This is a genomic window from Idiomarina aquatica (assembly GCF_004362895.1).
Lineage (GTDB): Bacteria > Pseudomonadota > Gammaproteobacteria > Enterobacterales > Alteromonadaceae > Idiomarina.
The window spans coordinates 1-24,347 of sequence record NZ_SNXI01000028.1; the positions used below are offsets into that span (position 1 = coordinate 1).

Below are 24,347 nucleotides of genomic sequence, written 5' to 3' on the forward strand. Positions count from 1 at the left end.
GCCCTTGCCATTCGGATTATCTTCCCCTCAGTCAGGGTGATCCAGGCTTCTTACAACCTGGCGGGTTTGCCAGCTTCGCTGGGCAAACAAAAAAGCCCGACTCAATGAGTCGGGCGAAAACTACAATCCAGGGAGAACAATTTTTGAGGGCTGGCTTGTTCAGTCCAATAACTTGCCCTCACTTACTCCGACTAGGTCGCTTAAAAAAAGTTCATAATGATGCAAATTTTTTAATGTGCTTCGTCCCAATTTATACCTACACCGGCCTCTGCAATTAACGGCACATCCAGGCTTGCTGCCTGTTCCATGACATCACTAAGTTTTTTCACATAGGTATCAATTTTTTGCTCAGCAATCTCAAAAATGAGTTCATCATGTACCTGCATTAGCATTCGTACGTCATCCTGGCATTGCTGCTTTGCTATCCACTCATTAACCGCAAGCATTGCGCGCTTAATGATGTCAGCAGCAGTTCCCTGCATAGGTGCGTTTATTGCAGCACGCTCCGCAGCTTTGCGCCGGGCACCATTAGACGCCTTGATATCAGGTAGCGGCAGACGACGGCCGTAAAGTGTTTTCACATACCCTTGTTCTTTCGCCAGTTTGCGTGTCTCTTCCATGTAGTTGAGCACCCCTGGGAAGCGCTCAAAATAACGGTCCATATAATGTTGCGCTTCGTGCCGGGGAATATCTAATTGGCGAGCCAGACCGAAAGCCGACATACCATAGATTAGACCAAAGTTGACGGCCTTAGCTCGACGCCGTTGTTCATCGGTAACCTCGTCCAACGAACACGAAAAGACCTCAGCCGCTGTTGCACGGTGAATATCTTTACCGTCTGCGAACGCGGTCAGCAGCGCCTTGTCTTGCGATAAGTGGGCCATAATCCGCAATTCAATTTGGCTATAATCGATAGCTACCACTTTATAACCGCTTTCCGCGATAAACGCCTTACGAACACGACGACCCTCTTCGGTACGGATCGGTATGTTCTGCAGGTTAGGATCAGTAGATGAAAGTCGACCCGTTGCAGCAACCGCTTGCTGATATGACGTATGCACTCTGCCGGTATCGGGATTAATCATTTTCGGTAACTTATCAGTGTACGTTGATTTTAATTTAGACAAGCTACGATGGCGCAGAATCACGTCCGGCAAAGGATAGTCATGAGCAAGCTCGTGTAACACATCTTCTGCGGTCGAGGGAGCACCTTTTGGCGTTTTCTTTATCACCGGCAGCTCAAGTTTTTCGAATAAAATCTGCTGCAACTGCTTGGTTGAACCCAGATTGAACTCCTCACCAGCGATATCAAACGCTTTACGTTCATATTCTGTTAAAAGCTGCTCGATATCGTGGCTCTGCTGCGCCAGCATATCAGCGTCAATTTTTACGCCATACTCTTCCATGTCGGTAAGCACCGGTATCAACGGCACTTCGATGTCACAAAGTACCGACATGAGCTCATCGCTAGTGTCTTTTACTTTGTTCCAGAGCACCTCATGCAGCCGTAGTGTCACATCCGCATCTTCTGCTGCATACGGAGCAGCCTGGTCTAACGCAATTTGATTAAATGTCAGCTGCTTCGCGCCTTTGCCGGCAATATCTTCGAACTTCACCGGCTTATGATTTAAGTATTGCAGGCTCAGGGTATCCATATCGTGTCGCGAACCGACACTGTTAAATACGTAGGAAGCCAGCATGGTGTCGTTTTTTATGCCGCCAAGACGAATACCATAACGACGCAGTATATGTGCGTCGTACTTAAGGTTCTGCCCTACCTTTTGTGGTGTTTCAGCTTCAAGAAGCGGTTTTAACTGCTCCAGCAACCACGCACGGTCAACTTGATCCGGTGCTTCCATGTAATCATGTGCCACCGGAATATAAACGCCCTCGCCAGCCTTCACGGCCAGCGAAACACCAACCAGTTCGGCTTCCATGTACTTAAGGCTGGTAGTCTCCGTATCGAATGCAAAGTATTCAGCCTGTTTCAATGTTTCAAGGTAGTCACGAACCTCCTGCTCGGTAAACAGGGTTTTATAATCGTCATGTGAGATGCTGGTTTCTGGTCCGTCAGATTCACCAGCTTCAATACCTAGTGCCTGGTCTGTAGCTGCACCAATTTCATGTAACTCTCCCAACCAACGGCGGAATTCACATTGCCCGTATAACTCGGCTAATTTCTTATTATCAGCAGGCTCAATCGCCAGTTGTTGCGGGCTAAACTCTAGCTCCACATCACATTTAATCGTGGCCAGTTCGCGTGACATCAGTAGTTGATCACGAAACTCGGTTAACTTGGCGGGCATTGATTTTGCGCCCCGAAAACTTAACTGCGTTACCGCGTCAATATCCTCATAAATCGCGTCAATCGATGGAATGCCTTGCAGCATAGCTTGTGCAGTCTTCTCACCAACTTTCGGCAACCCCGGAATGTTGTCCGAGCTATCACCCATCAGTGCGAGGTAATCAATAATTTGGTTTGGCTCAACACCAAACTTTTCCTTTACACCCGCCTCATCCAGCAAGGTATCGGTCATGGTATTTATCAGCATGACGTGCTCATTGACCAGCTGCGCCATATCTTTATCGCCGGTGCTAATCAGCGTAAAGCGCCCTTCCTCGCCTGCCTGCGTGGCCAGGGTACCAATAACATCGTCAGCTTCCACCCCGTCTATGCATAACAGAGGCAATCCCATTGCTCTTACAATATCGTGCAACGGCTCGATTTGGCTACGCAGGTCATCTGGCATCGGTGGCCGGTGTGCCTTATATTCCGCATAAATATCACTACGAAACGTTTTCCCCTTTGCATCAAATACTACGGCCATATTTTCTGGCTTATAGCGCTTAAGTAAACTGCGCAACATGTTAACAACGCCGTATATGGCACCGGTCGGTTCACCTTTAGAGTTGGTCAGGTGTGGCGGAGCGTGGAACGCACGAAATAAATAAGAGGAACCATCAACAAGAACAAAGGGATTTTCGGGTACTGATTTGGTCATTAATTGAGCCTGTCGTATCGCTTTTGCATAGTTGGCAAAGGATGCCATAGGTCGACCAGCAAGGCTAGCGACAGCAACTGTATATCTTGTGGATAACTCTGTTGACAATTAGCTCTTCCACAGCAAGAAAATATTTTTCTTCCGTGTCGCGCTCAACTGCAAAGGCTTGTTTTTGAAGGGGTTTAATACAGCAGGCATCCCATTGTGCCCATCTTTTTATTTTTATGTTCCCGTGTGGAAACATTTTTTATCCGTTTGATGCACAACGTGACTTCAGTGCAAAACGGTCAGTTAGATTAACACAAATTTTTTAGTGATCTAGGACTATGTGATATTTTCTTAGACCTTTTTGTAAGACATTCACGTATTCCTTATAAACAATCATTTTTTTATTCGGTATTTCAATGCATTGGCAACTAGCTGACGCCAACGATCCCTTTTACTACTGGCATAATTTTGATGTCGTCCGGCGCTGGGTCCTAACTTATCACGACAAATTATTGTCAGTTAGGCAGCGCACGATATTAGCTGAGTACCTTGCCTTACCCAAAGATGCTCAATGTCTTTGGTTGCGGCTGTTTATGCGTAAGGGCGAGTTATTCCGGGTCGATCGCTTGTCGTATGGCGAAATTAATATACCTATTGCATTAAAAACACTTAACAACCGCGGTTGGATTGAATCCGTTAAAGAGCCTGATAAAAACAGTTTGCTCATTTTTACGGTAGCTGAACTCAGTAACTTTTATAATCTAAAACGAACAACTAAAACCGATAAAAAGTCATTGGTGGAGGAGCTTTCAACTGCGGTTTCTACGCTGCCGGGCGAGCTTGTTCGGCTGCGACAAAATGACTGCTTTAATGAGCTATCGATGCTGTTCTTTGGCAATAGCCACCAGCAAATTTCTGAGTTTGTTGTTGCTGCACTAGGCCATGTTCGCTACGAGAACTATCACATTCGTCCGCACGCGGTATTTCCTGATCAGGAGACGTTCCACTATTTTTGCCAGTTAGAATCTATACGACGCTACTACCGGGAACTGAGTAGCCACGATGAAGTCATTGCACTGGCGCAAGGTTTAATTGATAACCCTCTGATAAAAGACGTTCCGGAGCGTCTGAAAAACAAAACTAACCAATTAATAAACCGGATAGCCCGTGATTGCGAGCGAGCCAGACAGATTGACTTAGCTTTACGGCTTTATCGATACGCTGAAAGGCCGCCGAGTCGCGAACGTCAGGCAAGGCTGTTATATAAATTAGACTCTGATACTTGCTATTCATTGCTGCTGGACATGGTCGAACGACCATGGGATGAGCCAGAACGCAACGTTGCATCACAGTTACTCAAACGTTGGTTTAAACAGCATAATGGCAATGCTGAATTCGCTATACCCAGCGCAGCAGCAGCATTAGACTTCAAGCCCCGACAGGTCGAACAGGCCGCGCTCGCCTATTACGTAGCACAGGGCTGGAGTGGCCTTCACGCTGAGAATATAATTGTGCAGTCGTTATTTGGGCTCATTTTCTGGGATATCATCTTCGCCGACGTCGATGGTGCATTTATTCATCCGTTTCAGCGCGGTCCCCGCGATCTTAATTCACCCGGTTTTTACCGTAAGCGTAAGGCCAAGATTCAACGTCGGCTAACATCGCTGGCAAAGCATCCCAATGTCGTTAAGTCACGGATTAGACACCAATTGCAGACCAAGCAAGGATTGGCAAACCCATTTATTCCATGGAAGTGGCAGCAGCTTGACGATGTTATTGTTTGGTTAGACCGAATACCTATTCCCGTGTGGTGCAATATTTTCGAGCGCCTTGCGTTCGACGTAAAGAACAATCGTAGTGGCTTTCCTGATCTCTGGTTGTATAAGCAGGGCGAGGTTAAATTAGTTGAAGTTAAAGCTCCGGGCGATTCCCTGCGGCTCAACCAACAGCAGTGGTTACGACACTTAATCCAGAATGATGTCAATGTAATCGTATTGGACGTTAATCCATTGAATGCCTTAAATGCTCAATAACCGGCACTATTTGAGGAAGCTCACACTGCCACCACAGTCGATAGCTCTCTGCAGCCTGCCCGACCAGCATGCCTAAGCCATCACTAAGCTGAGCCTCGCTGACCGCGGCCGTGTGGGCTAAAAACGATGTTCTGCCGGGACCATAAACCATGTCATACACAAACTGCGCGCCACCAAGCACGGTGGTAGGTACATCAGGCAGCTTGCCGGATAGGGAGGCGCTCGTTGCATTAATAACAATATCGACGCCACTAACCGTCTGCCAAGTTGTTACTGCCCGAACATTTGCATGTCCATCGCCGAGTTGCTGTGCTTTAATTGCCGTACGATTAGCGATCCACACAGTCTCGGGGTTTGCGTCCAGGATATTCTTTAAAACACCTCGCGTTGCGCCGCCGGCCCCTAAAATAAGAACTCTACGGCCAGCAATATCGATGCCCTGTCTTCTTATATCGCGGAGTAGTCCCGCGCCATCCGTGTTTGCGCCTAACAGCCCTCCGGCTGGTAATGGAATTAACGTATTAACCGCACCACTGACGCGCGCTTCCTCGGTCAATTTTGTCGCCTGCTGCCAGGCCTGTTGTTTAAACGGCACGGTAACATTAGCGCCAGCTAATCCCTGATTAAATTCCGTTGCGATAGTGCGCGCAAAACCATGCAGGGAAACAAGCTGCTTTTTATAGCTGATTTCATGTCCGTATTGCTTTGCAAACAGAGCGTGAATATCCGGCGAGCGACTATGACTTATCGGATTGCCGAAGACGCAAAAACGACGCATAACTAACCGCCTTGGCCGGGGCTCATGTTTGCCCAGTCTTTGGGTAATAAGAAATACTCAGTAAGCGCAGCTTCCGGAGAACCTGGCTCTGGTGCCCAGTCGTATTCCCACCGCACCATCGGCGGCATCGACATAAGAATTGACTCAGTTCGGCCTCCGGTCTGTAAACCGAAAAGGGTTCCGCGGTCCCAGACTAAATTAAATTCAACATAACGCCCGCGACGGTATAGTTGAAACTGCCGCTGTTGGTCTGTGTAATTAGTATCTTTACGTTTTTGTACAATCGGTTCATAGCCATCGCAAAACGCGTCACCAACTGCTTTAATGACAGCAAATGCATCATCGAAAGAACGATCATTTAAGTCATCAAAAAAAACCCCTCCAACACCTCGCGCTTCGTTGCGATGCTTTAGATAAAAGTAATCATCACACCAGGTTTTATATTTTGAATACAAGGTATCGTCGACGGCATCCAGTGTCTTTTTCGCATGTTGATGCCAATAAATGACGTCTTCTTCAACAGCATAAAAAGGTGTCAGGTCAAATCCTCCACCAAACCACCACACCGGCTCTTCGCCTGGTTTCTCAGCAATAAAAAAACGAACATTCATATGTACCGTTGGCACATGCGGATTATTGGGATGAAACACTAACGAGACGCCACACGCATTAAAGTCTCGGCCCTCTAATTCAGGACGATGGGCGGTCGCACTTTTGGGTAATTGCTCGCCATAAACATGGGAAAAGCCGATACCTGCCTGCTCAAAAATTTTGCCCTGTTTCATTACGCGCGAACGGCCACCACCGCCCTGCTCCCGCTGCCATTGGTCCTGTTGAAACTGACCCTCGCCATCTAGACTTTCGATACGCTCACAGATCTGGTCTTGCAAGTGCATCAGGTAAGCGAGTACGGGCTTCAGTTTTTGTTCATTCATGACTGTCTAAATACCTTTTTAGTCAAGGGATCGATAATTTGACTCGGCGCAGCAGCCCCGCCGACATCTGCATCCATAATCCAATTTAGTGCATCACCAAAATACGCTCGAACTTCATCGGCTGTGCGGGCCGGCTCTTCACCGGCTGGGTTTGCGCTGGTTGAGACTAGCGGCGTTCCCAGCTTTCGACATAGTTCCCGTGCCGGCTCGAAAGCCGTGACGCGCACTGCTATGGTCTCTCGGCCACCGGTTAGTAGATGAGATACGAATTTGCGCGCGGGCAAAATTAATGTTGTTGGTCCGGGCCAATGAGAGAACACCGAAAAGCGTTTATCCTGACCTATGGCCTGATCATCAACATAAGGTAATAGCTGGCTGTAATCCGCTGCAATTAAAATCAGTCCCTTGTCGACGGGACGCTGTTTTAGATCCAGTATTTTTTGAATCGCAGTATCGTTAGTGGGATCACAGCCCAAACCAAAAACAGCTTCCGTTGGATAGGCAATTACGCCCTCGAGCAACGCTTCTCGCGCCGAAGTAATATCATCTGGGGTCAACGCTTAGTTCTCCAACATATAAAGGTTAGTCAAAATTATAACGCGTCAGACTTGTAATCACAGGATTTTCGCGCACATACGTGGCGCTCGACACCATGCTGTTTTTTACGCAACAGCAATGGGTACTGACATAACGGACAGGTTGCTTGTATTGGCGGGAGGTTTACTGAAAACTCGCATTGTGGGTATTTATCGCAAGCGTAAAAGCTCCGCCCTGTTCGCGTGGTTTTCTGGATCAGTTTGCCGTCACGGCTTTCGCGTTGGCACTCAGGGCAGGCAACAGTCGGTTGTTGCGAAGAGTTTTGGTCGGGCTCTGCAACAAAGTCGCAGCCAGGATAACCACTACAGCCGACGAACAAGCCATAACGGCCACTTTTTAACTGTAGCTCACGTCCACACTCAGGGCAATCAACACCTAGCCCTTCAGGCTCGATATCGGCTTGGTCTCGCAACCCCTGGGTATACTCGCAGGCAGGAAATGCAGAGCACGCTAAAAAGCTGTTATGCCCTTTATGCTTTACCTGCAATTCACTACCACATTCCGGACAACGCTGCATTAAACCTGACTACCTCCGTCATTACTGACGCCTGTTTAGTGCAATGGCCCGTCTGGCTCCTCAAATAGTAAACCTTCCATTTGATCGTAAGCCGCTTCATGACCTGGCAGATTAAACAGTACCATCAACACAACCCACTTAAGGTCATCAAGGTTAAAGTTTGCAGTTTCAAGCTCCATTACCCGGTCGATGACCATTTCTCGCGTTGCAAAGTCTAACACACCGAGATTTTCGAGATAAATCAAAAAACCCCGGCACTGACAATCGAGCCGGGAAACTTCCTGCTCGGTAAAAACCCGAACCGACTGCGACGGTTGAGAGGTTAAGAAAGATTTTCCCTCACTGTCCTGCAAATCGGCTAAACGCTCCAGCCAAGCCAGTGCTTTTTGGATCTCTTGTCGATGAAAACCTGCCCGGGCAAGCTCATCAGTTAGCTCATCATGGTCGACAACGACCTCTTGTTCCGAGTGAATGTAGTTCTCGAACAAGTACATGAGGATATCAAACATAGTTTAGCGCCTCCCCACTCTGATATAACCACCCGGTACTGCTGCTACAGCGCCCTGTAATTCGAGTAATAATAATTGTTCCGTTACTTTGGCTGCAGAAAGACCACTACGTTCGATTAACTTATCGACACTAGTGACCTCTAGCCCCACATTAGCTAACAATTTATCGTTTGCCAAGCTTTCTGTGATTGGCTGAGGCTGAGTCTTGGCAGGGCCTTGTTTAAAATCAACTCCAACCCATTCGGCAACTTGCTGAGGGTGGTAAAGCAACTCCGCACCCTGCCGAATTAACCAGTGGCAGCCCTCATGCTCCGATGCAAACAAAGGTCCGGGAACCGCTCCGACATGGCGACCTTGATTTATTGCAGCAAGCGCAGTCGAAATAGAGCCGCTGCGCAGCGCTGCTTCCATCACCACCACACCATGACTTATGCCACTAATAATACGGTTGCGTCGTGGAAAATGATCCATTCTCGCTTGAATCCCTGGCGGGAATTCAGAAATCAGTACGCCTTGATGGGATATCAGTCGATGCAATTGTCGGTTCCGCGCAGGATAGATTTGATCAATCCCGGTGCCTAGCACAGCAATTGTGCGTCCACTTTCGATTGCTGATTTATGCGCTTGCGCATCGATACCCATAGCAAGCCCACTGACCACCACCAAGCCGTTTTCGGCGCATTCACCGGCAAACCAATCGGTGGCATGCAAGCCACTATGTGATGCTTTACGTGAACCTACGATAGCTATACCAGTAGCGTTAATCAGCTCTGCTCGTCCCTGATAAAACAATAGCCAGGGCGGATCATCTATTTGCCTTAAACGGTCAGGATATTCATGATCATAAAAACCTATCACTCCCTGATTGCTGGATTCCTGCCAAGCCAACGTAGCCTTAACCCACTTTGCGTCTACCGGTTTTAGCGATTGCTCCCATCGGTCAATTACCTCGCTGGTACTTTTCAGCTCCCTCGCAGCCTTTCTTATCTCTTGGTTTGCACGATTAAGCCCCAATAATATACATACATCCTGTTGATTCATGGACTGTCCTTATCCCCCTAAAATGCGTTAAACTAAGGGTAGTCAAAGCAATGGAGTATTTTTATGTCTCAGTTAACGGTTCTAAAATATCCGGATGAGCGTTTGCGCAAGGTTGCAGAACCGGTAGCGACCGTTGATGATGCGCTGCGCGCCACCGTAGACGATATGTTTGAGACCATGTATGAGTCTCAGGGTGTCGGCCTGGCCGCCACTCAGGTAGACGTTCATAAGCGCTTATTTGTCGCTGACTGTAGCGAAGATCAGAACGAGCCGTTGGTGTTTATTAACCCTGAGATTACAAAAGCTGAGGGTCATTTCACCAACGACGAGGGTTGCCTGTCTTTCCCTGGTGTGTATGCGAAGGTAGAACGCGCAGAACGCATTACGGTCGAAGCTTTGGATCGCAATGGTGAAAAGTTCAGCCTCGACGCAGAAGGCCTATTGGCGATTTGTATTCAGCACGAGCTGGATCATTTGAACGGTAAGTTATTTGTCGATTATTTATCGCCTTTAAAACAGAACCGTATCCGCAAGAAACTCGAAAAAGAACAACGAATACAGCAAAAAATGACGGCGGATGCCGAATAATGAGTCAATCTCTTCGCGTTGTTTTCGCAGGCACCCCGGATTTTGCGGCACAGCATTTACGTCAATTACTACAAACTGAGCATAACGTAGTTGGTGTATATACTCAGCCGGACAGGCCTGCCGGGCGTGGTAAGAAAATGCAGCCGTCAGCGGTTAAGCAAGTCGCCATTGAACATCAGCTGCCGATCTATCAGCCTGAGTCGCTCAAAACGGCTGATGCCCGCTCCGAGCTAGAGCAGCTTGATGCAGATGTCATGGTTGTCGTGGCCTACGGTCTGTTATTGCCACAAGCGATTTTAGACATTCCTCGTTACGGTTGCGTCAACGTGCACGGCTCGCTGTTACCTCGCTGGCGTGGCGCAGCGCCGATCCAGCGCGCCATATGGGCTGGTGACACCCAATCAGGTGTTGCCATCATGCAAATGGAAGCGGGTTTAGATACTGGTCCCGTTTTACATGAAGTCAGTTGCCAGATCAGCGCAGCAGAAACTTCTGCAACGCTCTACGCTAAACTTGAACAACTCGGACCGCAGGCGCTCATATCGGTACTCGATGATCTACCCACCTTTATCGATAACGCTAAACCACAAGACGAATCGCAAGCAACCTACGCTCGCAAGCTGAGTAAGGAAGAGGGCCGCATCGACTGGCAAGCAAGCGCAGAGCAGTTAGCACGTAACGTGCGCGCGTTTTTCCCCTGGCCAACAGCGTGGTTTGATATTGAAGGGTTCAAAGGTGGACAGTCGATGGTAAAAGTACTGGCTGCAGAGGAATTAAAACAGTCCGCAGACGCGCCAGCAGGCACCATCGTGAGCGCATCAAACGAAGGGCTTGATATTGCCTGTGGCCAAGGCACTTTGAGAATCCTTGAAGCTCAAGTGCCCGGTAAAAAGCCTCAGCCCGCAGCAACACTCGTTAATGGCTACGCAACTATTTTCTGTAAGGGTAAGACGCTCGCTTAATGGACAACAAAAACAGTAAGGCATCAGGCGCGGATAGTCGTGCAGCAGCAGCACGAGTACTGCACCGAATTTTGAATGATGGTGAGAGCCTGAATACAGCGTTCCCGGCTGAAACTGCTGCGTTAGCTGAAAGTGACAAACGCCTGGCACAGGCCATCAGCTATGGCGTACTCAGATTTTTACCAGCACTTAACCGACTCGTCGCCGCCAAACTCAAGCAGCCTCTAAAGGGCAAGCTTGCTATCTTGAACTCATTGTTGTTAGTGGGCGCTTACCAACTTTATTGTTTGCGAACTAAAGATCATGCCGCAGTCAGCGCTACCGTCGAAGCAGCAAAGCGACTAAAGCGTAAGAACCATACCGGTCTTGTTAATGGTGTATTACGACAGCTACTGCGTGAGGCACCTGATAGAGATGCTACCGATCAACGAACGTTGCCAGAAGATGAGTTGTTTAACCATCCTCGATGGTTTGTTGATGCAGTAAAACATGATTATCCGGATCACTGGCAACAAATTCTGCTAGCCAACAATCAACATCCACCGATGTGGCTGCGGGTAAACCTGACCAAAACTAATGCTCATGACTATAGCAACGCATTAGCGGCAGAAGGTATCAACGGTTACATCGATAATGAGGTTGCCTCGGCGATACGATTAGAAAAGCCTTGCCTGGTGAACTCGTTACCGGGCTTTGAAGAAGGTACGGTATCGGTGCAGGATAAGTCAGCTCAACTTGCGGGCGTGTTATTACAGGCTGACGATAGTCATCGTGTATTGGACTGTTGTGCGGCACCCGGCGGTAAAACGCTGCACCTGCTTGAAACGCACTCCTTCAAAACCCCATTAACCGCCATAGACGTCGATGCAAAACGGTTGCAGCGCGTCACGGAAAATTTAGCACGCCAAAACCAACCGGCTGAGGTTATTTGTGCCGATGTTAGTGACCTTGACTCCTGGTGGGATGGCCAACCCTTTGATCGTATCTTACTGGATGCGCCCTGCTCAGGAACCGGCGTCATCAGGCGGCATCCGGACATTAAATGGCTACGCCGTAAAAGCGATATTGATAAATTGGTCGTGCTGCAGGCAGACATTCTAACAACCGTTTGGCAAGCGCTGGCCGCTGGCGGCGAGTTACTTTACGCCACATGCTCGGTTTTGGCGCGCGAGAACGAACAACAAATTAACGCCTTTCTAGCTTCCCACGATGATGCTAGTCTAATTCCTATTAATGAACATGCAGAGATGCTGCAAAAGCTTCCAGAGCCAGAAGGCGGCGACGGATTCTTTTATGCAAGGCTAAAAAAACGACCATGAAAATTATTATCCTGGGTGTAGGTCAGGTTGGCGGTACGCTAGCTGAAAACTTAGTGGGTGAGCGCAACGATATAACCGTTGTTGATACTGACATGGACTTACTCGAAGCGCTTCAGGACAAATATGATTTACAAGTTGTCGTTGGTAATGGTGCTCATCCCGATACGCTTCGACGAGCAGGAGCTGACGATGCCGACCTGCTCATTGCTGTAACAAACAGCGACGAAACTAATATGATTGCCTGCCAGGTCGCCTATTCTATATTCAATACGCCGACCAAAATTGCACGCATCCGGTCCGAAGAGTATATCCGTTACAGAGACCAGCTGTTTCATAAGAATGATGCTCCGGTCGACTACATCATCTCTCCCGAACAACTGGTCACTAATTATATTAAGAAGCTTATCGACTACCCCGGTGCATTGCAGGTAATGGAGTTTGCAAACGGCCGAGCTAGCCTGGTGGCAGTAAAAGCTTATTATGGCGGTAAACTGGTTGGTCACGCGATTTCGACGTTGCGCGAGCACATACCCAATATCGACACTCGCGTCGCGGCTATCTACCGTCAGGGGCACCCTATTCGCCCTACCGGCACGACCATTATCGAAGCTGATGATGAGGTTTTCTTTATTGCTGATACACGCCATATCAGCACGGTAATGGAAGAGCTACAAAAGTTGGAAACCAAGTACCGACGCATCATGATTGTTGGCGGCGGTAATATTGGTGCCGGCTTAGCACAGCAACTGGAAAGTGACCATCGCGTCAAGTTAATCGAACGCGACGAAGCCCGTGCCGAAGAGCTCTCTCAACGATTGGAGCATACCCTGATATTTAGGGGCGATGCATCCGATCAAAAGCTGTTAGAGGAAGAACATGTCGAGGACATCGATGTTTTTATCGCCGTTACCAACGATGATGAAGCAAACATCATGTCGGCAATGCTGGCTAAACGCATGGGCGCCCGCAAAACGATGGTCTTGATTCAACGAAGTGCTTACGTTGACCTTGTTCAGGGTGGTGAGATTGATATTGCCATATCGCCCCAGCGCGCAACCATTTCTGCCCTATTAACACATGTTCGTCGCGGCGACATTGTTAACGTTTACTCACTTCGTAAAGGTGCAGCTGAAGCAATTGAAGCAATTGCTCACGGTGACGAAAAAACGTCTAAAGTTGTCGGTAAGGCAATTAAAGAGGTGAAGTTACCTCCCGGCACCACAATTGGCGCCATTGTCAGAGGCACCGAAGTATTGATGGCACACAGTGAAACCATCATACAGTCGGATGATCACGTCATCATGTTTTTATTGGATAAAAAATATATCGATGAGGTCGAGCGTTTATTTGAACCCAGCGCGATGTTCTTTTAATCAACCAAGGTTAATTTGACTTGTCCCTGAGATACCGCATCCAGCTTTGCCTGCAGCGCGTCTAGCTGTTCAGGTATAACGCCAACAGTTTGCTTTACTCGCTCCGCAAAATCACTTTGCACTACACGAATATCAAACTGCTTCCACAGCGATTCAATGTTGCCCTGTAATTCATACGGATAGGATAGCTGGTAGTTACAGCGATAAACAACCAGTTCTGTTTTTAACGTTTCGAGAGCCTCAGCAACGGACTGACTATAAGCGCGTTGTAAACCGCCGGTACCCAATTTTGTTCCGCCAAAGTAGCGAACTACCACCGCAGCAATATCACCAAGCCCGGCATTCTGCAGCACCATCAACATCGGGCGCCCGGCGGTGCCGGAAGGCTCCCCATCATCACTAGACGCAAGAGTCGGTTGGTTAGTTGGCGAACCAACGATGCTTGCGGTGCAGTAATGACTCGCTTTGGGCCACTCCATTTGCGCCCGAGTCAGCAACTCAGCACAGTCCCCAGCACTAAAAGCCGGCGCAATAATGGCAATAAATCGGCTATTTTTTATTTCAATTTCATGTACGCTGCAAGCTACCGGGCGTTGATAATCTTTAGTCATAATCCGGCTGTATCATCATCGATTCCAGGCGTTCAAAAAGATTGCCCTGACCCTCGTGCAGCATGAAATAGATTTGCTGATACGTCATCACCGCTTTGACATAATCACGAGTTTCGTAATAAGGGATTTGTTCAATCCACTCATCGGCAGGCGTCGGTGAGTCCGGTAACCAATCCAGAACTTTATAATAGCCCGCATTATAAGATGCCGTAGCCAGTAGGTGATTATTATCAAAGCGGTTATTTAAACGACTTAAGTAATAAGTACCAAGCTCAACATTCACTTCCGGGCGATGCAGCTGTCTGTAGCTAATATTGTCATTTTTTAACCGTCGCGCGGTACTCGGCAAAATCTGCATCAAACCACGCGCCCCGGCGCTAGAATATGCATCAGCTCTGAAGGCACTCTCGCGCCTTGTAATCGCCATCGCCCACGACGGATCGATGCCTACTTTGTCTGAGGCGGACGACAACAGCTCCCCATAAGCCATCGGGAAACGAATACTTACCGCATCAAAATAGCCAATTTGAGCTAGAGTCCAAATGGCCTGGTCATGCCACTCCCATTCACTCGCCAACAATGCAGCCGCTTTGTGCTCGCTACCATCCAGTTGCGTTAATAAATGGTTCCATTCCCGTCTGGCATCAACAAACCGTTCCAGTTGAATAAATTCGTAAGCACGGCGTGCACTGGGATGATTTCTAACCGATTCTAACTCCACCACACTAACATCGACCGGTTCACGCTCTAAATTAACCGGCTGACCTAAACGTGCGGCCGCCATAAAACCATAATAGTTTCGTTCTTTTGCCAGTTCGGTATAGATCTCATTAGCCGCCAGTTCATTACCGGTAATTTCACTTGCACGGGCAAGCCAATAACGCCACTGAGCGCCGCCGCCAATCGCCGCCGGCAAACTTGAAATGGTTTGCCTCAAACTAGCGAAATCACGGTCTTTCAAGTACGAAGCCAGGCGCCATTGTAAGGTGCGTTCATCAAGCCCGGTTAATGGCACGCGTTGATGCCATATCCTAGCCTCAGGGTGGTCTTTTAAACTAAGTGCTACGGCAAACTCTTCTGCAATCGTCTCTCTTTGCTCAGCACTAAACGGCAACCGCTTAATGAGTTTGTCGTAGGAAGAAAGCGCCAGGCTCTCTTCTCGCCAAATTAGCTTTTTAAGTGCGTAAGTCGCAATTTCTGCTTCGCGTTTTGGATCACGGCCTAACCAACGGTTGTCAGAATGGATCGCTGCAGGGGAATACCGGACTTTGTGAAAAAGCTCGCCAAGATACTGGATATTATCAGGCATAAGTCCTGTTAAATAAGGTATTAACGTGGCGTTGCCTCCATCTGCCGCAAGTTTAATGCGCTGCCAGACTTTTTTCGTTGTTCGGGCACCTAGTTCAGCCCATTCGTTTAGTATCCCATCACACGCTGTCGGCACTGAAAAACCATGTAACCAAACGCCATCGACCTTCTTGATAAAGGGTTCATTTTCAAGCCCTTGATTACGCTCGGCACTAATTAACTGACATCGATGCGTTAGTGTGCCGGGATAACGAAAGTCGCGAATAAACCGTTCCTCTTCTTTTTGCCCTGCCAAATAGTCAAGCCAGGGGCGTCGCAACTGCCAATCAAGAGGGGTGCCTTCGTACTGCTGCAAAAACGTTAAAACACGTTTCTCATTAGCTAAATAACCAACTTGCTGGAGACGTTCTAATTCAAGATATGGCAACAGCGGATAATCGGTTAGTTGAGCCCGCAATTGTCGGTATTCGGCTAACCTGCCGCGCTTAGCGGCGTATTCAGCCTTAACAAATAACTCTCGTTGTTCTGCCAAACGCTCGTCAGGCACAGCTTGCGGCTTAGCGTTAACAGATAAGACTGTTGCCAAGGCAAATGTGGCAGTCGCTATGTAGCGACTGTAACGAATGATAAACGACTGCTTTTTCATTAATTCAAACGCATGTTTAAATAACCGTTGAAAAATTGGCTTATTCGCGCCAAACTCTCTCTACCTTAACTTAAAGCTATTTTAGAGTCAGTCTCTTTATAGCACTAAATTTATGGATGTCGTGGGAGACCCAACATGATTTACCAAGGTGAAAGCATTCGGGTCGACTTTATTGAACCCGGTTTTGCCGAATTACAATTCGACGCGAAAGGCTCGGTTAATAAATTCGACCAAGCAACATTGGAAGAATTCAGTGAAGCACTGACAACTTTACAAAATACTAAAGATTTACGCGGCGTCATCGTCACCAGCAGCAAATCAACGTTTATCGTTGGTGCTGACATCACCGAGTTCCTGACTCTTTTCTCTGATCAGGAAAAAACACGCTCGTGGGTGGCTAAAGCATCGCGGGTATTTGACCAACTCGAAGACCTGCCAGTGCCTACTGTTGGCGCGGTTAAAGGTTTCGCGTTAGGCGGTGGTTGTGAAGCACTATTAGCATGCGACTACCGTGTAGCCGACACCACAGCAACTATCGGCCTGCCGGAAGTTAAACTAGGCCTTATCCCGGGCTTTGGCGGTACCATGCGTTTACCACGCGTTATTGGTCCGGACAACGCACTCGAATGGATAACAACAGGTAAAAATAATAAAGCAGAAGATGCACTAAAAGTGGGTGCTATTGATGCCGTAGTTGCACCGGAAAAATTAACCGAAGCCGCATTAAATCTGGCCAAAGCAGCCGCTGCCGGCGAACAAGACTGGAAAGCGAAACGTCAGCCTAAGTTAGAGCCGCTGAAAGCTAACGACACCGAGTTAATGATGACTCTCGTTACCGCTAAAGGTTTAATTGCAGCCAAAGCTGGTAAACACTACCCGGCACCGCACAAGGCGTTAGAAGCCATTGAAAACGGCGCTCGCGAACACCGTGAAGGCGCATTGAAAGCGGAAAACAACGCATTTTTCGACCTGACTCAAACTGACGCGTGCCAGGCACAAGTTGGTATCTTCCTGGCCGATCAGGCCGTTAAAGGAAAATCGAAGAAATACGCCAAAGCCGCAACCAAAGAAATCAAAACTGCGGGTGTTTTAGGCGCGGGTATTATGGGCGGCGGCATCGCTTACCAGTCTGCGTCGAAAGGCGTGCCAGCCGTGATGAAAGACATCAAGCAAGACGCCTTAGACTTAGGCATGAAAGAAGCTGGCAAGATCCTGAAAAAAGGCGTTGAGCGCGGTAAAGTGAGCAACGATAAGATGATTAAAGTCTTGTCGTCTATTACCCCGACCTTGCTAAACGACGCGGTTAAAGACGTCGATATTGTTGTTGAAGCCGTTGTTGAGAACCCAAAAGTTAAAGGCTCAGTGCTGGCTGAAATTGAAGGCGTTATCGGTGACGATGCTATTTTAACGTCAAACACCTCGACCATTTCTATTACAGAGCTGGCGAAGAACCTGAAGCGCCCCCAGAAATTCTGCGGCATGCACTTCTTTAACCCGGTACATAAGATGCCGCTGGTTGAGATTATTCGTGGTGAGAAAACCTCAGACGAAACCGTTAACGCCGTTGTGGCTTACGCACTAAAACTGGGTAAAACCCCTATCGTTGTCAATGACTGCCCTGGGTTCTTAGTAAACCGCGTACTCTTCCCTTACCTCGCAGGCTTTGCCGGTATGGTTGATGAAGGCGTAGACTTTGTTGGTATCGACAAGGTTATGGAGAAGCAGTTCGGCTGGCCTATGGGTCCTGCGTACTTGAGCGACGTTGTCGGCATCGACACCGCCGATCATTGTACGGTCGTTATGGAAGACGGTTTCCCTACCCGCATGAAACGTGACACCTCAAGCGCTATTGCCAAACTGGCAGCTGCTGAGCGTTACGGTCAGAAAAATGGTAAAGGATTCTACGTATACGGCACCGACAAAAAAGGTAAGCCAACCAAAGAAGCTGATCCGGCGACTTATGAGTTACTAGGCTGTGAGCAAGGCAAAAAGCTTGATGCAGACGAAGTGATTGCTCGCTGCATGATCCCGATGGTGAACGAAGTGGTTCGTTGTCTGGAAGAAGACATCGTGGGTTCTGCCGCAGAGGCGGACATAGCACTGCTTTACGGCCTGGGCTTCCCTCCATTCCGTGGCGGCCCGTTCCGTTATCTGGAAACCGTTGGTATCGACAACTTTATTCAACAGGCAGATAAATACGCGCACCTGGGCGAAATATACCAAGTGACTGATGGCATGCGCGAAATGGCTAAAGCCGGTAAATCTTACTTTGACACAACCAGCGCGAAGTAAGGCTTGAGGAGGTTATTAAAATGAAAGACATCGTCATTGTAGATTGTATTCGTACGCCAATGGGGCGTTCAAAAAATGGTGTTTTCCGCCATACTCGTGCCGAAGACCTCTCAGCTGCGCTGATGAAGGGATTGCTTGAGCGTAATCCGGAAGTGGATGTTGAAGAACTGGAAGATATCTACTGGGGTTGTGTGCAGCAAACCCTCGAGCAAGGTTTCAACATTGCGCGTAACTCAGCGTTAATTGCCGGCATTCCTCATAAGGTGGCCGGTGTTACCGTTAACCGTCTGTGTGGCTCATCCATGCAGGCATTGCACGACGCAGCACGCGCTATCATGAACGGCGACGGCGAAATCTTTATGGCCGGTGGTGTTGAGCACATGGGTCACGTACCAATGACTCACGGCATCGATTTTCACCCGGGCATGAATAAGTCTGTTGCAAAAGCTTCTGGCAGCATGGGTATGACCGCTGAATTGTTATCTCGCAAGTTCGGTATTACCCGTGAACAACAAGACGAATTCGGCGCGCGCTCACATAAGAAAGCGCACGAAGCGACGGTTGAAGGCCGTTTTGCCAAAGAGATTTACCCAATTAACGGCCATAATGCCGACGGCGAACTGGTACGCGTGACAGAAGACGAAGTTATTCGTCCGGAAACTACCGCAGAAGGCCTGTCACAGCTTCGTCCTGTGTTTGACCCGGCCAACGGCACGGTAACCGCGGGTACCTCGTCAGCCTTGTCTGACGGTGCAGCTGCTATGCTGGTTATGTCTGCTGAAAAAGCCAAAGCTCTGGGTCTGACGCCACGCGTTAAGATTCGCTCAATGGCCGTTGCAGGCTGCGATCCTTCTATTATGGGCTATGGTCCTGTACCAGCCACAGAAAAAGCGCTGAAACGTGCTGGTGTCAGCATGGACGACATCGACGTGGTTGAACTGAACGAAGCCTTTGCCGCGCAGTCACTGCCTGTACTTAAAGGCTTAAAACTGTTCGACAAGATGGAAGAGAAAGTGAACCTGAACGGTGGTGCTATCGCTTTAGGCCACCCATTAGGCTGCTCTGGCGCACGTATCTCAACGACGCTAATCAACTTAATGGAAGAGAAAGACGCGAAGCTTGGCTTAGCAACCATGTGTATTGGTTTAGGTCAAGGTATTGCGACTGTATTTGAGCGCGTTTAGGTTTTATAATAAATCGCGAGTTATGAAAGCGGCTAAAGCGCTTGGATAGCGTTTTAGCCGTTTTTTGTTGGTGCTTTACTGATTATTGGTGATGTCAGAATATGCAGGAAGATAAGTCACTGGATACCCTCGGGTTGCGATGCCCTGAGCCGGTAATGATGGTACGTGCAAGTATTCGAAAGATGTCGATTGGAGAGATCCTGTTAGTGATTGCGGATGATCCGGCAACCACCCGGGATATTCCCGGCTTCTGTGAGTTTATGGAGCACGAATTAGTCGCGCAGGACGTTGAAACAACGCCCTATCGTTATTGGGTTAAAAAAATACACGACTAACCCGAACTTCAGCAGTTCTCGCTAAAGGTACATCTCCCAAAACTCAGCCTGGCCAACATCGCCTAGCTCGTAAGGTTTAAAGCCAAACTTTTCGTAGGCTTTTTTGGCGCGGTCATTCTTGTCCAAAACTTCTAACGTTAACTTCACACAACCCCGAAATTGCGCCAGTGTTTTGACCTCTTCCAGTAACTTCTGTGCAACGCCCTCACCGCGATACTCCGGAATTACGGCAATATCGTGGATATTCATCAAGGGCTTAGCCGCAAAAGTTGAAAACCCTTCAACACAGTTGGCAACGCCAACAGGCTGATCGCCATCAAAGGCAAGCAACGAAAATACATGTTCACGCTTGTCCATTTCTTTGATGAGGTTTTCTTTTACCTCGTCGCTGATACCTTCACTGCCACCCATAGGGTCTTTTGCATAGGCATCAAGCATTGCGATAACTGCTTGCGCGTGAGCGGGGTTAGAGTAATCCGCTAGAGTAATTTCTATCATTATCGATCCATTAACCGTTTAAGTGTCCAATGGGGTGAACTGACGCATCTGCTCACACACGGGTTGATAACAGTGACAATCCACCAGGTGGTCATTCATCATACCGACAGCTTGCATAAAAGCATAACAAATTGTCGGGCCAACAAACTTAAATCCTTGTTGTTTCAACGCCTTTGCCATAGCTTGTGACGCTTCTGACTCAGTCGGCACCTCGCTTAGCGTGCGATAGCCATTAATTTGCGGCTTACCGCCTATAAACTGCCATAACCAGTGACTGAAGTTAAGGCCTTGGTTACGCATTTTTATATAAGCTTGAGCATTAACAAAAATTGCATCGATTTTTGCTTTACTGCGGATTATTTCAGGGTTGCTGTACAATTGTTGCCGCTCATTATCCGGCATTTCTACAATTTTGTCCGGATCCAGACCATAAAACGCGGCTTCGTAACCAGCTTGCTTTCGTAAAATCGTCAACCAGCTTAAGCCGGCTTGTTGCCCGTCCAGGCAAAGTTTAGCGAACAGCTCAACCGGATCAGTAACGGGTCGTCCCCACTGTTCGTCGTGATATCGCCTATAATCATCCGCTTGTTCACACCATGGGCATCGTTTTTGCGTCAGTTTTGTCATTTGCTCCCCTATAACCAAGGCGCATCAAAGGGTATAATCTAGGCATATTTTTTAGTCAATGGTCAACCGCCATCTCGCAATAAGAGAAGTCTTATGTCTAAATACGATGTTAAAACCTTTCAGGGATTGATCCTGGCGCTACAAGATTATTGGGCGCAGCAAGGCTGTGCCGTGGTACAGCCACTTGATATGGAAGTCGGAGCAGGAACCTTTCATCCAATGACGTTCATTCGTTCCATTGGGCCTGAGCCAGCGAGCTTTGCCTATGTTCAACCGTGTCGCCGTCCTACTGATGGTCGCTACGGCGAAAACCCGAACCGGCTGCAACATTACTACCAATTTCAGGTCATCATGAAGCCCTCGCCTAAAGATATTCAACAACTCTATCTAGGCTCACTTGAGATGCTCGGTTTTGATACGTTGATCCATGATATTCGTTTTGTAGAAGACAACTGGGAGTCGCCGACACTCGGCGCCTGGGGTCTTGGCTGGGAAGTTTGGCTTAATGGAATGGAGGTAACGCAGTTTACCTACTTCCAACAAGTCGGTGGTATTGAGTGCAAACCTGTCGCCGGCGAAATAACCTATGGGCTAGAGCGTTTAGCCATGTACATCCAGGGTGTTGACAGTATTTACGACTTGGTCTGGACAGACGGCCCTCGCGGTAAGATTTATTATCGCGATGTGTTTCATCAAAACGAGGTTGAACAATCGACCTACAATTTTGAGTACGCAGATGTGGACGTGTTATTCCAACGTTTTGAGGATTGCGAGAAAGAGTGTGAGTTGCTTATTGAAAAACGCTTGGCACTGCCTGCTTATGAACAGGTAATGCGTGCTTCGCATGCATTTAATTTACTCGACGCCCGACATGCCATCTCAGTCACTGAGCGCCAGCGCTATATCCTTCGCGTGCGTACTATGGCCAAAGCTGTTGCTAGTGTCTATTACGAATCCAGAGAAGCGTTGGGCTTTCCTATGTGCCAATCACAACCAGAAGGAGCTAACTCGTGAACACGGATAACCTAATTGTTGAACTTGGCACTGAAGAGTTACCACCCAAGGCATTAAAAAACCTGAGCGAGGCGTTTGCGCAAGGTATTATGCAGGGTCTGCAGCAGAACGAGTTGCAGTACAATAACTTACGTCCATTGGCCACACCGCGTCGCTTAGCGGTTTCGGTAGAGGGATTGCAGGCACAACAAGCCGATAAGGTGGTAGAAAAGCGAGGCCCGTCAGTTGATGTAGCGTTTGATGCAGATGGCAACCCAACCAAAGCTGCACAAGGTTGGGCTCGTTCTAACGGCATTGAAGTTTCACAAGCACAACGACTGAAAACGGACAAGGGTGAATGGCTGTTACACAAAGCCGAAGTCAAAGGACAATCTATCGAAACATTATTGCCGGGAATTGTCGAGTCAGCGTTAAAGCAGCTGCCTATTCCCAAGCCAATGCGTTGGGGTGATAGTGACGCGCAATTTATCCGCCCGGTACACAATCTAACCATGGTCTACGGACAGCGCTTGATAGAGGGCGAACTGCTTGAAACGGCCAGTAGCCGCCATGTAAGTGGCCATCGTTTTCATTCGCCGGCTGGCTTTGAACTTCAATCAGCCGATGAGTACGAGTCTCTATTAGAGCAACATCATGTTATAGCTGATCAGCAGCGCCGTATAAGCATTATTCAAAAAGAAGTCGCTCGCCTAGCCGAACAGCTTGGTGGCAATGTAGTTAATGACGATGAATTAGTCGAGGAAGTCTCGGCTCTTGTTGAGTGGCCGGTTGCGCTGCACGCGAGCTTTGACAGAGAGTTCTTATCAGTGCCGAAAGAGCCACTCATAGTTACCATGAAAGATGATCAGCGGTACTTCCCTGTGGAGGATAAACAAGGTAATCTCCTGCCTGCTTTTATCTTTATCACCAATATTGAGAGCAACGACCCGCAGCAAATTATTAGCGGTAACGAGAAAGTTGTTCGCCCCCGCCTGGCGGATGCACAGTTCTTTTTTGAGGCTGATAAAAAGCTAACCCTCGAATCTAGATTATCTAAACTTGCTGCGGTGCTTTTCCAAAAGCAACTGGGCACCGTCGAAGACAAAGTAAAACGCATCAGCGCCTTAGCGGGTCAATTAGCAACACAATTAAATACGTCAGCTGATGACGCTGCTAGAGCGGGCTTGTTATGTAAAGCCGACTTAGTGACCGAAATGGTGCTTGAATTCCCGGAAACGCAGGGTGTTATGGGTAAGCATTATGCGCTTAACGATGGCGAACCCAATTCCGTGGCCGATGCAATCGAGCAACACTATTGGCCGCGTTTTTCGGGGGATACCTTACCTCAATCAGATGTAGCCGCAGCCGTCGCGCTTGCCGATAAACTTGATACTTTGGTAGGTATTTTTGGTATTGGACAGACCCCTAAGGGCGACCGAGATCCTTTTGCTCTGCGCCGTGCAGCACTAGGTCTTATTCGCATATTAGTCGAGGGCAATTTGCCGCTTGATCTCAAAAATATGATTGAACTAGCACAACAGCAGTTTGGTGGCCTTTTAACAAATAAAACCGTAGTCGATGACGTATTTAATTTTGTTATGGGTCGGTTCCGCCCCTGGTACCAGGAACAAGGCGTAGACGTCGATGTAATACAGGCGGTTATTGCACGCGCACCGTCTCGCCCTGCGGACTTTGATGCACGGATAAAGGCCATCACAGCATTTAAGCGTCTCGACGCCGCCATAAGCCTTGCAGAAGCTAATAAGCGGGTGGGCAATATTCTTGCGAAGAGTGAAGTTGAGTTAGACGGTTTGGTTAATCACAGTCTGCTTGTTGAAGCGGAAGAAAAGACTCTCGCGGCTAAACTAAGTGAAACGGAAACCTCCAGCGCTCCAGAAATTGAGAGCGGCAATTACGAAGGAGCACTTAACCGTATGGCCTTGCTAAAAGACGATATCGATGCATTCTTTGATAACGTCATGGTTAATGCCGAGGACGAAAAAATCAAAACCAACCGGTTGAATCTATTACATCAGTTGCGACAACTATTTTTAAAAGTCGCTGATATTTCGTTATTACAGTAATACTTCAAATAAAAAAGGCCTCGAGTATCGAGTAATGCCGATCAGTTAAGAAATTTTTAGCGATCGGTTGACCGATCCGGCAGAGCCTTCAAAATCCATAGTCAGACTCTCTGGCTATGGATTTTTT

General features: G+C 48.2%; 21 protein-coding genes. 10 read left to right on the forward strand and 11 right to left on the reverse strand.

The window, feature by feature from the left end; all coding sequences use genetic code 11:
- Positions 1 to 230: 230 nt before the first annotated feature.
- Complete coding sequence (gene polA / locus DEU29_RS13025; protein ID WP_133540761.1) at positions 231 to 3,002, reverse strand: DNA polymerase I; 2,772 nt, start codon at positions 3,000 to 3,002, stop codon at positions 231 to 233.
- A gap of 404 nt (positions 3,003 to 3,406) precedes the next feature.
- Here polA and DEU29_RS13030 point away from each other — a divergent pair, with 404 nt between their 5' ends.
- A complete protein-coding gene (locus DEU29_RS13030) occupies positions 3,407 to 5,023 on the forward strand; it encodes a VRR-NUC domain-containing protein (RefSeq protein ID WP_133540762.1) in 1,617 nt (538 codons plus the stop codon).
- Here DEU29_RS13030 and aroE read toward each other — a convergent pair.
- Genes aroE through dprA form a run of 6 tightly spaced genes read right to left on the reverse strand, consistent with a single transcriptional unit; the run spans position 4,992 to position 9,400 of the window.
- A complete protein-coding gene (gene aroE, locus DEU29_RS13035) occupies positions 4,992 to 5,801 on the reverse strand; it encodes a shikimate dehydrogenase (RefSeq protein WP_133540763.1) in 810 nt (269 codons plus the stop codon). The two genes, DEU29_RS13030 and aroE, sit on opposite strands and share 32 nt — an antisense overlap.
- Positions 5,802 to 5,803: 2 nt before the next feature.
- Complete coding sequence (gene hemF / locus DEU29_RS13040) at positions 5,804 to 6,736, reverse strand: oxygen-dependent coproporphyrinogen oxidase (RefSeq protein WP_133540764.1); 933 nt, start codon at positions 6,734 to 6,736, stop codon at positions 5,804 to 5,806.
- Positions 6,733 to 7,293 carry a Sua5/YciO/YrdC/YwlC family protein gene (locus tag DEU29_RS13045; protein ID WP_133540765.1) on the reverse strand — a complete coding sequence of 187 codons (561 nt, stop codon included), beginning with the start codon at positions 7,291 to 7,293 and terminating at the stop codon, positions 6,733 to 6,735. Before DEU29_RS13045 ends, hemF begins: the two co-directional genes overlap by 4 nt.
- 35 nt (positions 7,294 to 7,328) lie before the next feature.
- Positions 7,329 to 7,850: a DNA topoisomerase family protein gene (locus DEU29_RS13050; RefSeq protein WP_133540766.1), complete on the reverse strand. Its 522-nt coding sequence runs from the start codon at positions 7,848 to 7,850 to the stop codon at positions 7,329 to 7,331.
- A gap of 35 nt (positions 7,851 to 7,885) precedes the next feature.
- The gene (locus tag DEU29_RS13055; protein ID WP_133540767.1) at positions 7,886 to 8,359 is read right to left on the reverse strand and encodes a DUF494 family protein; all 474 of its coding nucleotides are present in this window, start codon (positions 8,357 to 8,359) and stop codon (positions 7,886 to 7,888) included.
- Positions 8,360 to 8,362: 3 nt separating this feature from the next.
- Positions 8,363 to 9,400, reverse strand: a complete 1,038-nt coding sequence (gene dprA, locus DEU29_RS13060) for a DNA-processing protein DprA (RefSeq protein ID WP_243734608.1) — start codon at positions 9,398 to 9,400, stop codon at positions 8,363 to 8,365.
- Between the two features lie 63 nt (positions 9,401 to 9,463).
- Here dprA and def point away from each other — a divergent pair, with 63 nt between their 5' ends.
- From def to trkA, 4 genes are read left to right on the forward strand one after another with little or no spacing between them, the layout of a single operon-like run.
- Positions 9,464 to 9,988, forward strand: coding sequence for a peptide deformylase (gene def / locus DEU29_RS13065; RefSeq protein WP_133540768.1), 525 nt, complete (start codon positions 9,464 to 9,466; stop codon positions 9,986 to 9,988).
- The gene (gene fmt, locus DEU29_RS13070) at positions 9,988 to 10,950 is read left to right on the forward strand and encodes a methionyl-tRNA formyltransferase (RefSeq protein WP_133540769.1); all 963 of its coding nucleotides are present in this window, start codon (positions 9,988 to 9,990) and stop codon (positions 10,948 to 10,950) included. Before def ends, fmt begins: the two co-directional genes overlap by 1 nt.
- Positions 10,950 to 12,269, forward strand: a complete 1,320-nt coding sequence (rsmB, locus tag DEU29_RS13075) for a 16S rRNA (cytosine(967)-C(5))-methyltransferase RsmB (RefSeq protein ID WP_133540770.1) — start codon at positions 10,950 to 10,952, stop codon at positions 12,267 to 12,269. Before fmt ends, rsmB begins: the two co-directional genes overlap by 1 nt.
- Entirely contained in the window at positions 12,266 to 13,642 is a 1,377-nt protein-coding gene (gene trkA, locus DEU29_RS13080; RefSeq protein ID WP_133540771.1) for a Trk system potassium transporter TrkA, read from the forward strand. Before rsmB ends, trkA begins: the two co-directional genes overlap by 4 nt.
- Here the strand turns inward: trkA and DEU29_RS13085 are convergent.
- Entirely contained in the window at positions 13,639 to 14,253 is a 615-nt protein-coding gene (locus tag DEU29_RS13085; RefSeq protein WP_133540772.1) for a YigZ family protein, read from the reverse strand. The two genes, trkA and DEU29_RS13085, sit on opposite strands and share 4 nt — an antisense overlap.
- Positions 14,246 to 16,207: a transglycosylase SLT domain-containing protein gene (locus tag DEU29_RS13090; RefSeq protein ID WP_133540773.1), complete on the reverse strand. Its 1,962-nt coding sequence runs from the start codon at positions 16,205 to 16,207 to the stop codon at positions 14,246 to 14,248. Before DEU29_RS13090 ends, DEU29_RS13085 begins: the two co-directional genes overlap by 8 nt.
- Before the next feature lie 135 nt (positions 16,208 to 16,342).
- Between DEU29_RS13090 and fadB the strand changes: the two genes are divergently transcribed.
- The 3 genes from fadB (at position 16,343) to tusA (ending at position 20,018) form a co-directional block, all read left to right on the forward strand.
- Positions 16,343 to 18,499, forward strand: a complete 2,157-nt coding sequence (gene fadB, locus DEU29_RS13095; protein WP_133540774.1) for a fatty acid oxidation complex subunit alpha FadB — start codon at positions 16,343 to 16,345, stop codon at positions 18,497 to 18,499.
- A gap of 20 nt (positions 18,500 to 18,519) precedes the next feature.
- Positions 18,520 to 19,683, forward strand: coding sequence for an acetyl-CoA C-acyltransferase FadA (fadA, locus tag DEU29_RS13100; protein ID WP_133540775.1), 1,164 nt, complete (start codon positions 18,520 to 18,522; stop codon positions 19,681 to 19,683).
- Between the two features lie 101 nt (positions 19,684 to 19,784).
- The gene (tusA, locus tag DEU29_RS13105) at positions 19,785 to 20,018 is read left to right on the forward strand and encodes a sulfurtransferase TusA (protein ID WP_133540776.1); all 234 of its coding nucleotides are present in this window, start codon (positions 19,785 to 19,787) and stop codon (positions 20,016 to 20,018) included.
- A 21-nt stretch (positions 20,019 to 20,039) separates the two neighbouring features.
- Here the strand turns inward: tusA and DEU29_RS13110 are convergent, their stop codons facing one another.
- Together DEU29_RS13110 and DEU29_RS13115 are read right to left on the reverse strand one after the other, a co-directional pair.
- Positions 20,040 to 20,516, reverse strand: coding sequence for a GNAT family N-acetyltransferase (locus DEU29_RS13110; protein WP_133540777.1), 477 nt, complete (start codon positions 20,514 to 20,516; stop codon positions 20,040 to 20,042).
- Between the two features lie 18 nt (positions 20,517 to 20,534).
- Positions 20,535 to 21,143 carry a DNA-3-methyladenine glycosylase I gene (locus DEU29_RS13115; protein ID WP_133540778.1) on the reverse strand — a complete coding sequence of 203 codons (609 nt, stop codon included), beginning with the start codon at positions 21,141 to 21,143 and terminating at the stop codon, positions 20,535 to 20,537.
- A 93-nt stretch (positions 21,144 to 21,236) separates the two neighbouring features.
- Between DEU29_RS13115 and glyQ the strand changes: the two genes are divergently transcribed.
- A complete protein-coding gene (gene glyQ / locus DEU29_RS13120) occupies positions 21,237 to 22,157 on the forward strand; it encodes a glycine--tRNA ligase subunit alpha (protein ID WP_133540779.1) in 921 nt (306 codons plus the stop codon).
- On the forward strand, positions 22,154 to 24,220 hold the full coding sequence (gene glyS / locus DEU29_RS13125) for a glycine--tRNA ligase subunit beta (protein ID WP_133540780.1): 2,067 nt from the start codon (positions 22,154 to 22,156) through the stop codon (positions 24,218 to 24,220). The genes glyQ and glyS overlap by 4 nt, the downstream gene beginning before the upstream one ends.
- The last annotated feature ends 127 nt before the right edge of the window (positions 24,221 to 24,347 follow it).

Bases quoted from the DNA above. Each gene is read 5' to 3' on its own strand.
- polA (WP_133540761.1), bottom strand. From the start codon at position 3,002: ATGACCAAATCAGTACCCGAAAATCCCTTTGTTCTTGTTGATGGTTCC.
- DEU29_RS13030 (WP_133540762.1), top strand. From the start codon at position 3,407: ATGCATTGGCAACTAGCTGACGCCAACGATCCCTTTTACTACTGGCAT.
- aroE (WP_133540763.1), bottom strand. From the start codon at position 5,801: ATGCGTCGTTTTTGCGTCTTCGGCAATCCGATAAGTCATAGTCGCTCG.
- hemF (WP_133540764.1), bottom strand. From the start codon at position 6,736: ATGAATGAACAAAAACTGAAGCCCGTACTCGCTTACCTGATGCACTTG.
- DEU29_RS13050 (WP_133540766.1), bottom strand. From the start codon at position 7,850: ATGCAGCGTTGTCCGGAATGTGGTAGTGAATTGCAGGTAAAGCATAAA.
- DEU29_RS13055 (WP_133540767.1), bottom strand. From the start codon at position 8,359: ATGTTTGATATCCTCATGTACTTGTTCGAGAACTACATTCACTCGGAA.
- dprA (WP_243734608.1), bottom strand. From the start codon at position 9,400: ATGAATCAACAGGATGTATGTATATTATTGGGGCTTAATCGTGCAAAC.
- def (WP_133540768.1), top strand. From the start codon at position 9,464: ATGTCTCAGTTAACGGTTCTAAAATATCCGGATGAGCGTTTGCGCAAG.
- fmt (WP_133540769.1), top strand. From the start codon at position 9,988: ATGAGTCAATCTCTTCGCGTTGTTTTCGCAGGCACCCCGGATTTTGCG.
- rsmB (WP_133540770.1), top strand. From the start codon at position 10,950: ATGGACAACAAAAACAGTAAGGCATCAGGCGCGGATAGTCGTGCAGCA.
- trkA (WP_133540771.1), top strand. From the start codon at position 12,266: ATGAAAATTATTATCCTGGGTGTAGGTCAGGTTGGCGGTACGCTAGCT.
- DEU29_RS13085 (WP_133540772.1), bottom strand. From the start codon at position 14,253: ATGACTAAAGATTATCAACGCCCGGTAGCTTGCAGCGTACATGAAATT.
- DEU29_RS13090 (WP_133540773.1), bottom strand. From the start codon at position 16,207: ATGAAAAAGCAGTCGTTTATCATTCGTTACAGTCGCTACATAGCGACT.
- fadB (WP_133540774.1), top strand. From the start codon at position 16,343: ATGATTTACCAAGGTGAAAGCATTCGGGTCGACTTTATTGAACCCGGT.
- fadA (WP_133540775.1), top strand. From the start codon at position 18,520: ATGAAAGACATCGTCATTGTAGATTGTATTCGTACGCCAATGGGGCGT.
- tusA (WP_133540776.1), top strand. From the start codon at position 19,785: ATGCAGGAAGATAAGTCACTGGATACCCTCGGGTTGCGATGCCCTGAG.
- DEU29_RS13110 (WP_133540777.1), bottom strand. From the start codon at position 20,516: ATGATAGAAATTACTCTAGCGGATTACTCTAACCCCGCTCACGCGCAA.
- DEU29_RS13115 (WP_133540778.1), bottom strand. From the start codon at position 21,143: ATGACAAAACTGACGCAAAAACGATGCCCATGGTGTGAACAAGCGGAT.
- glyQ (WP_133540779.1), top strand. From the start codon at position 21,237: ATGTCTAAATACGATGTTAAAACCTTTCAGGGATTGATCCTGGCGCTA.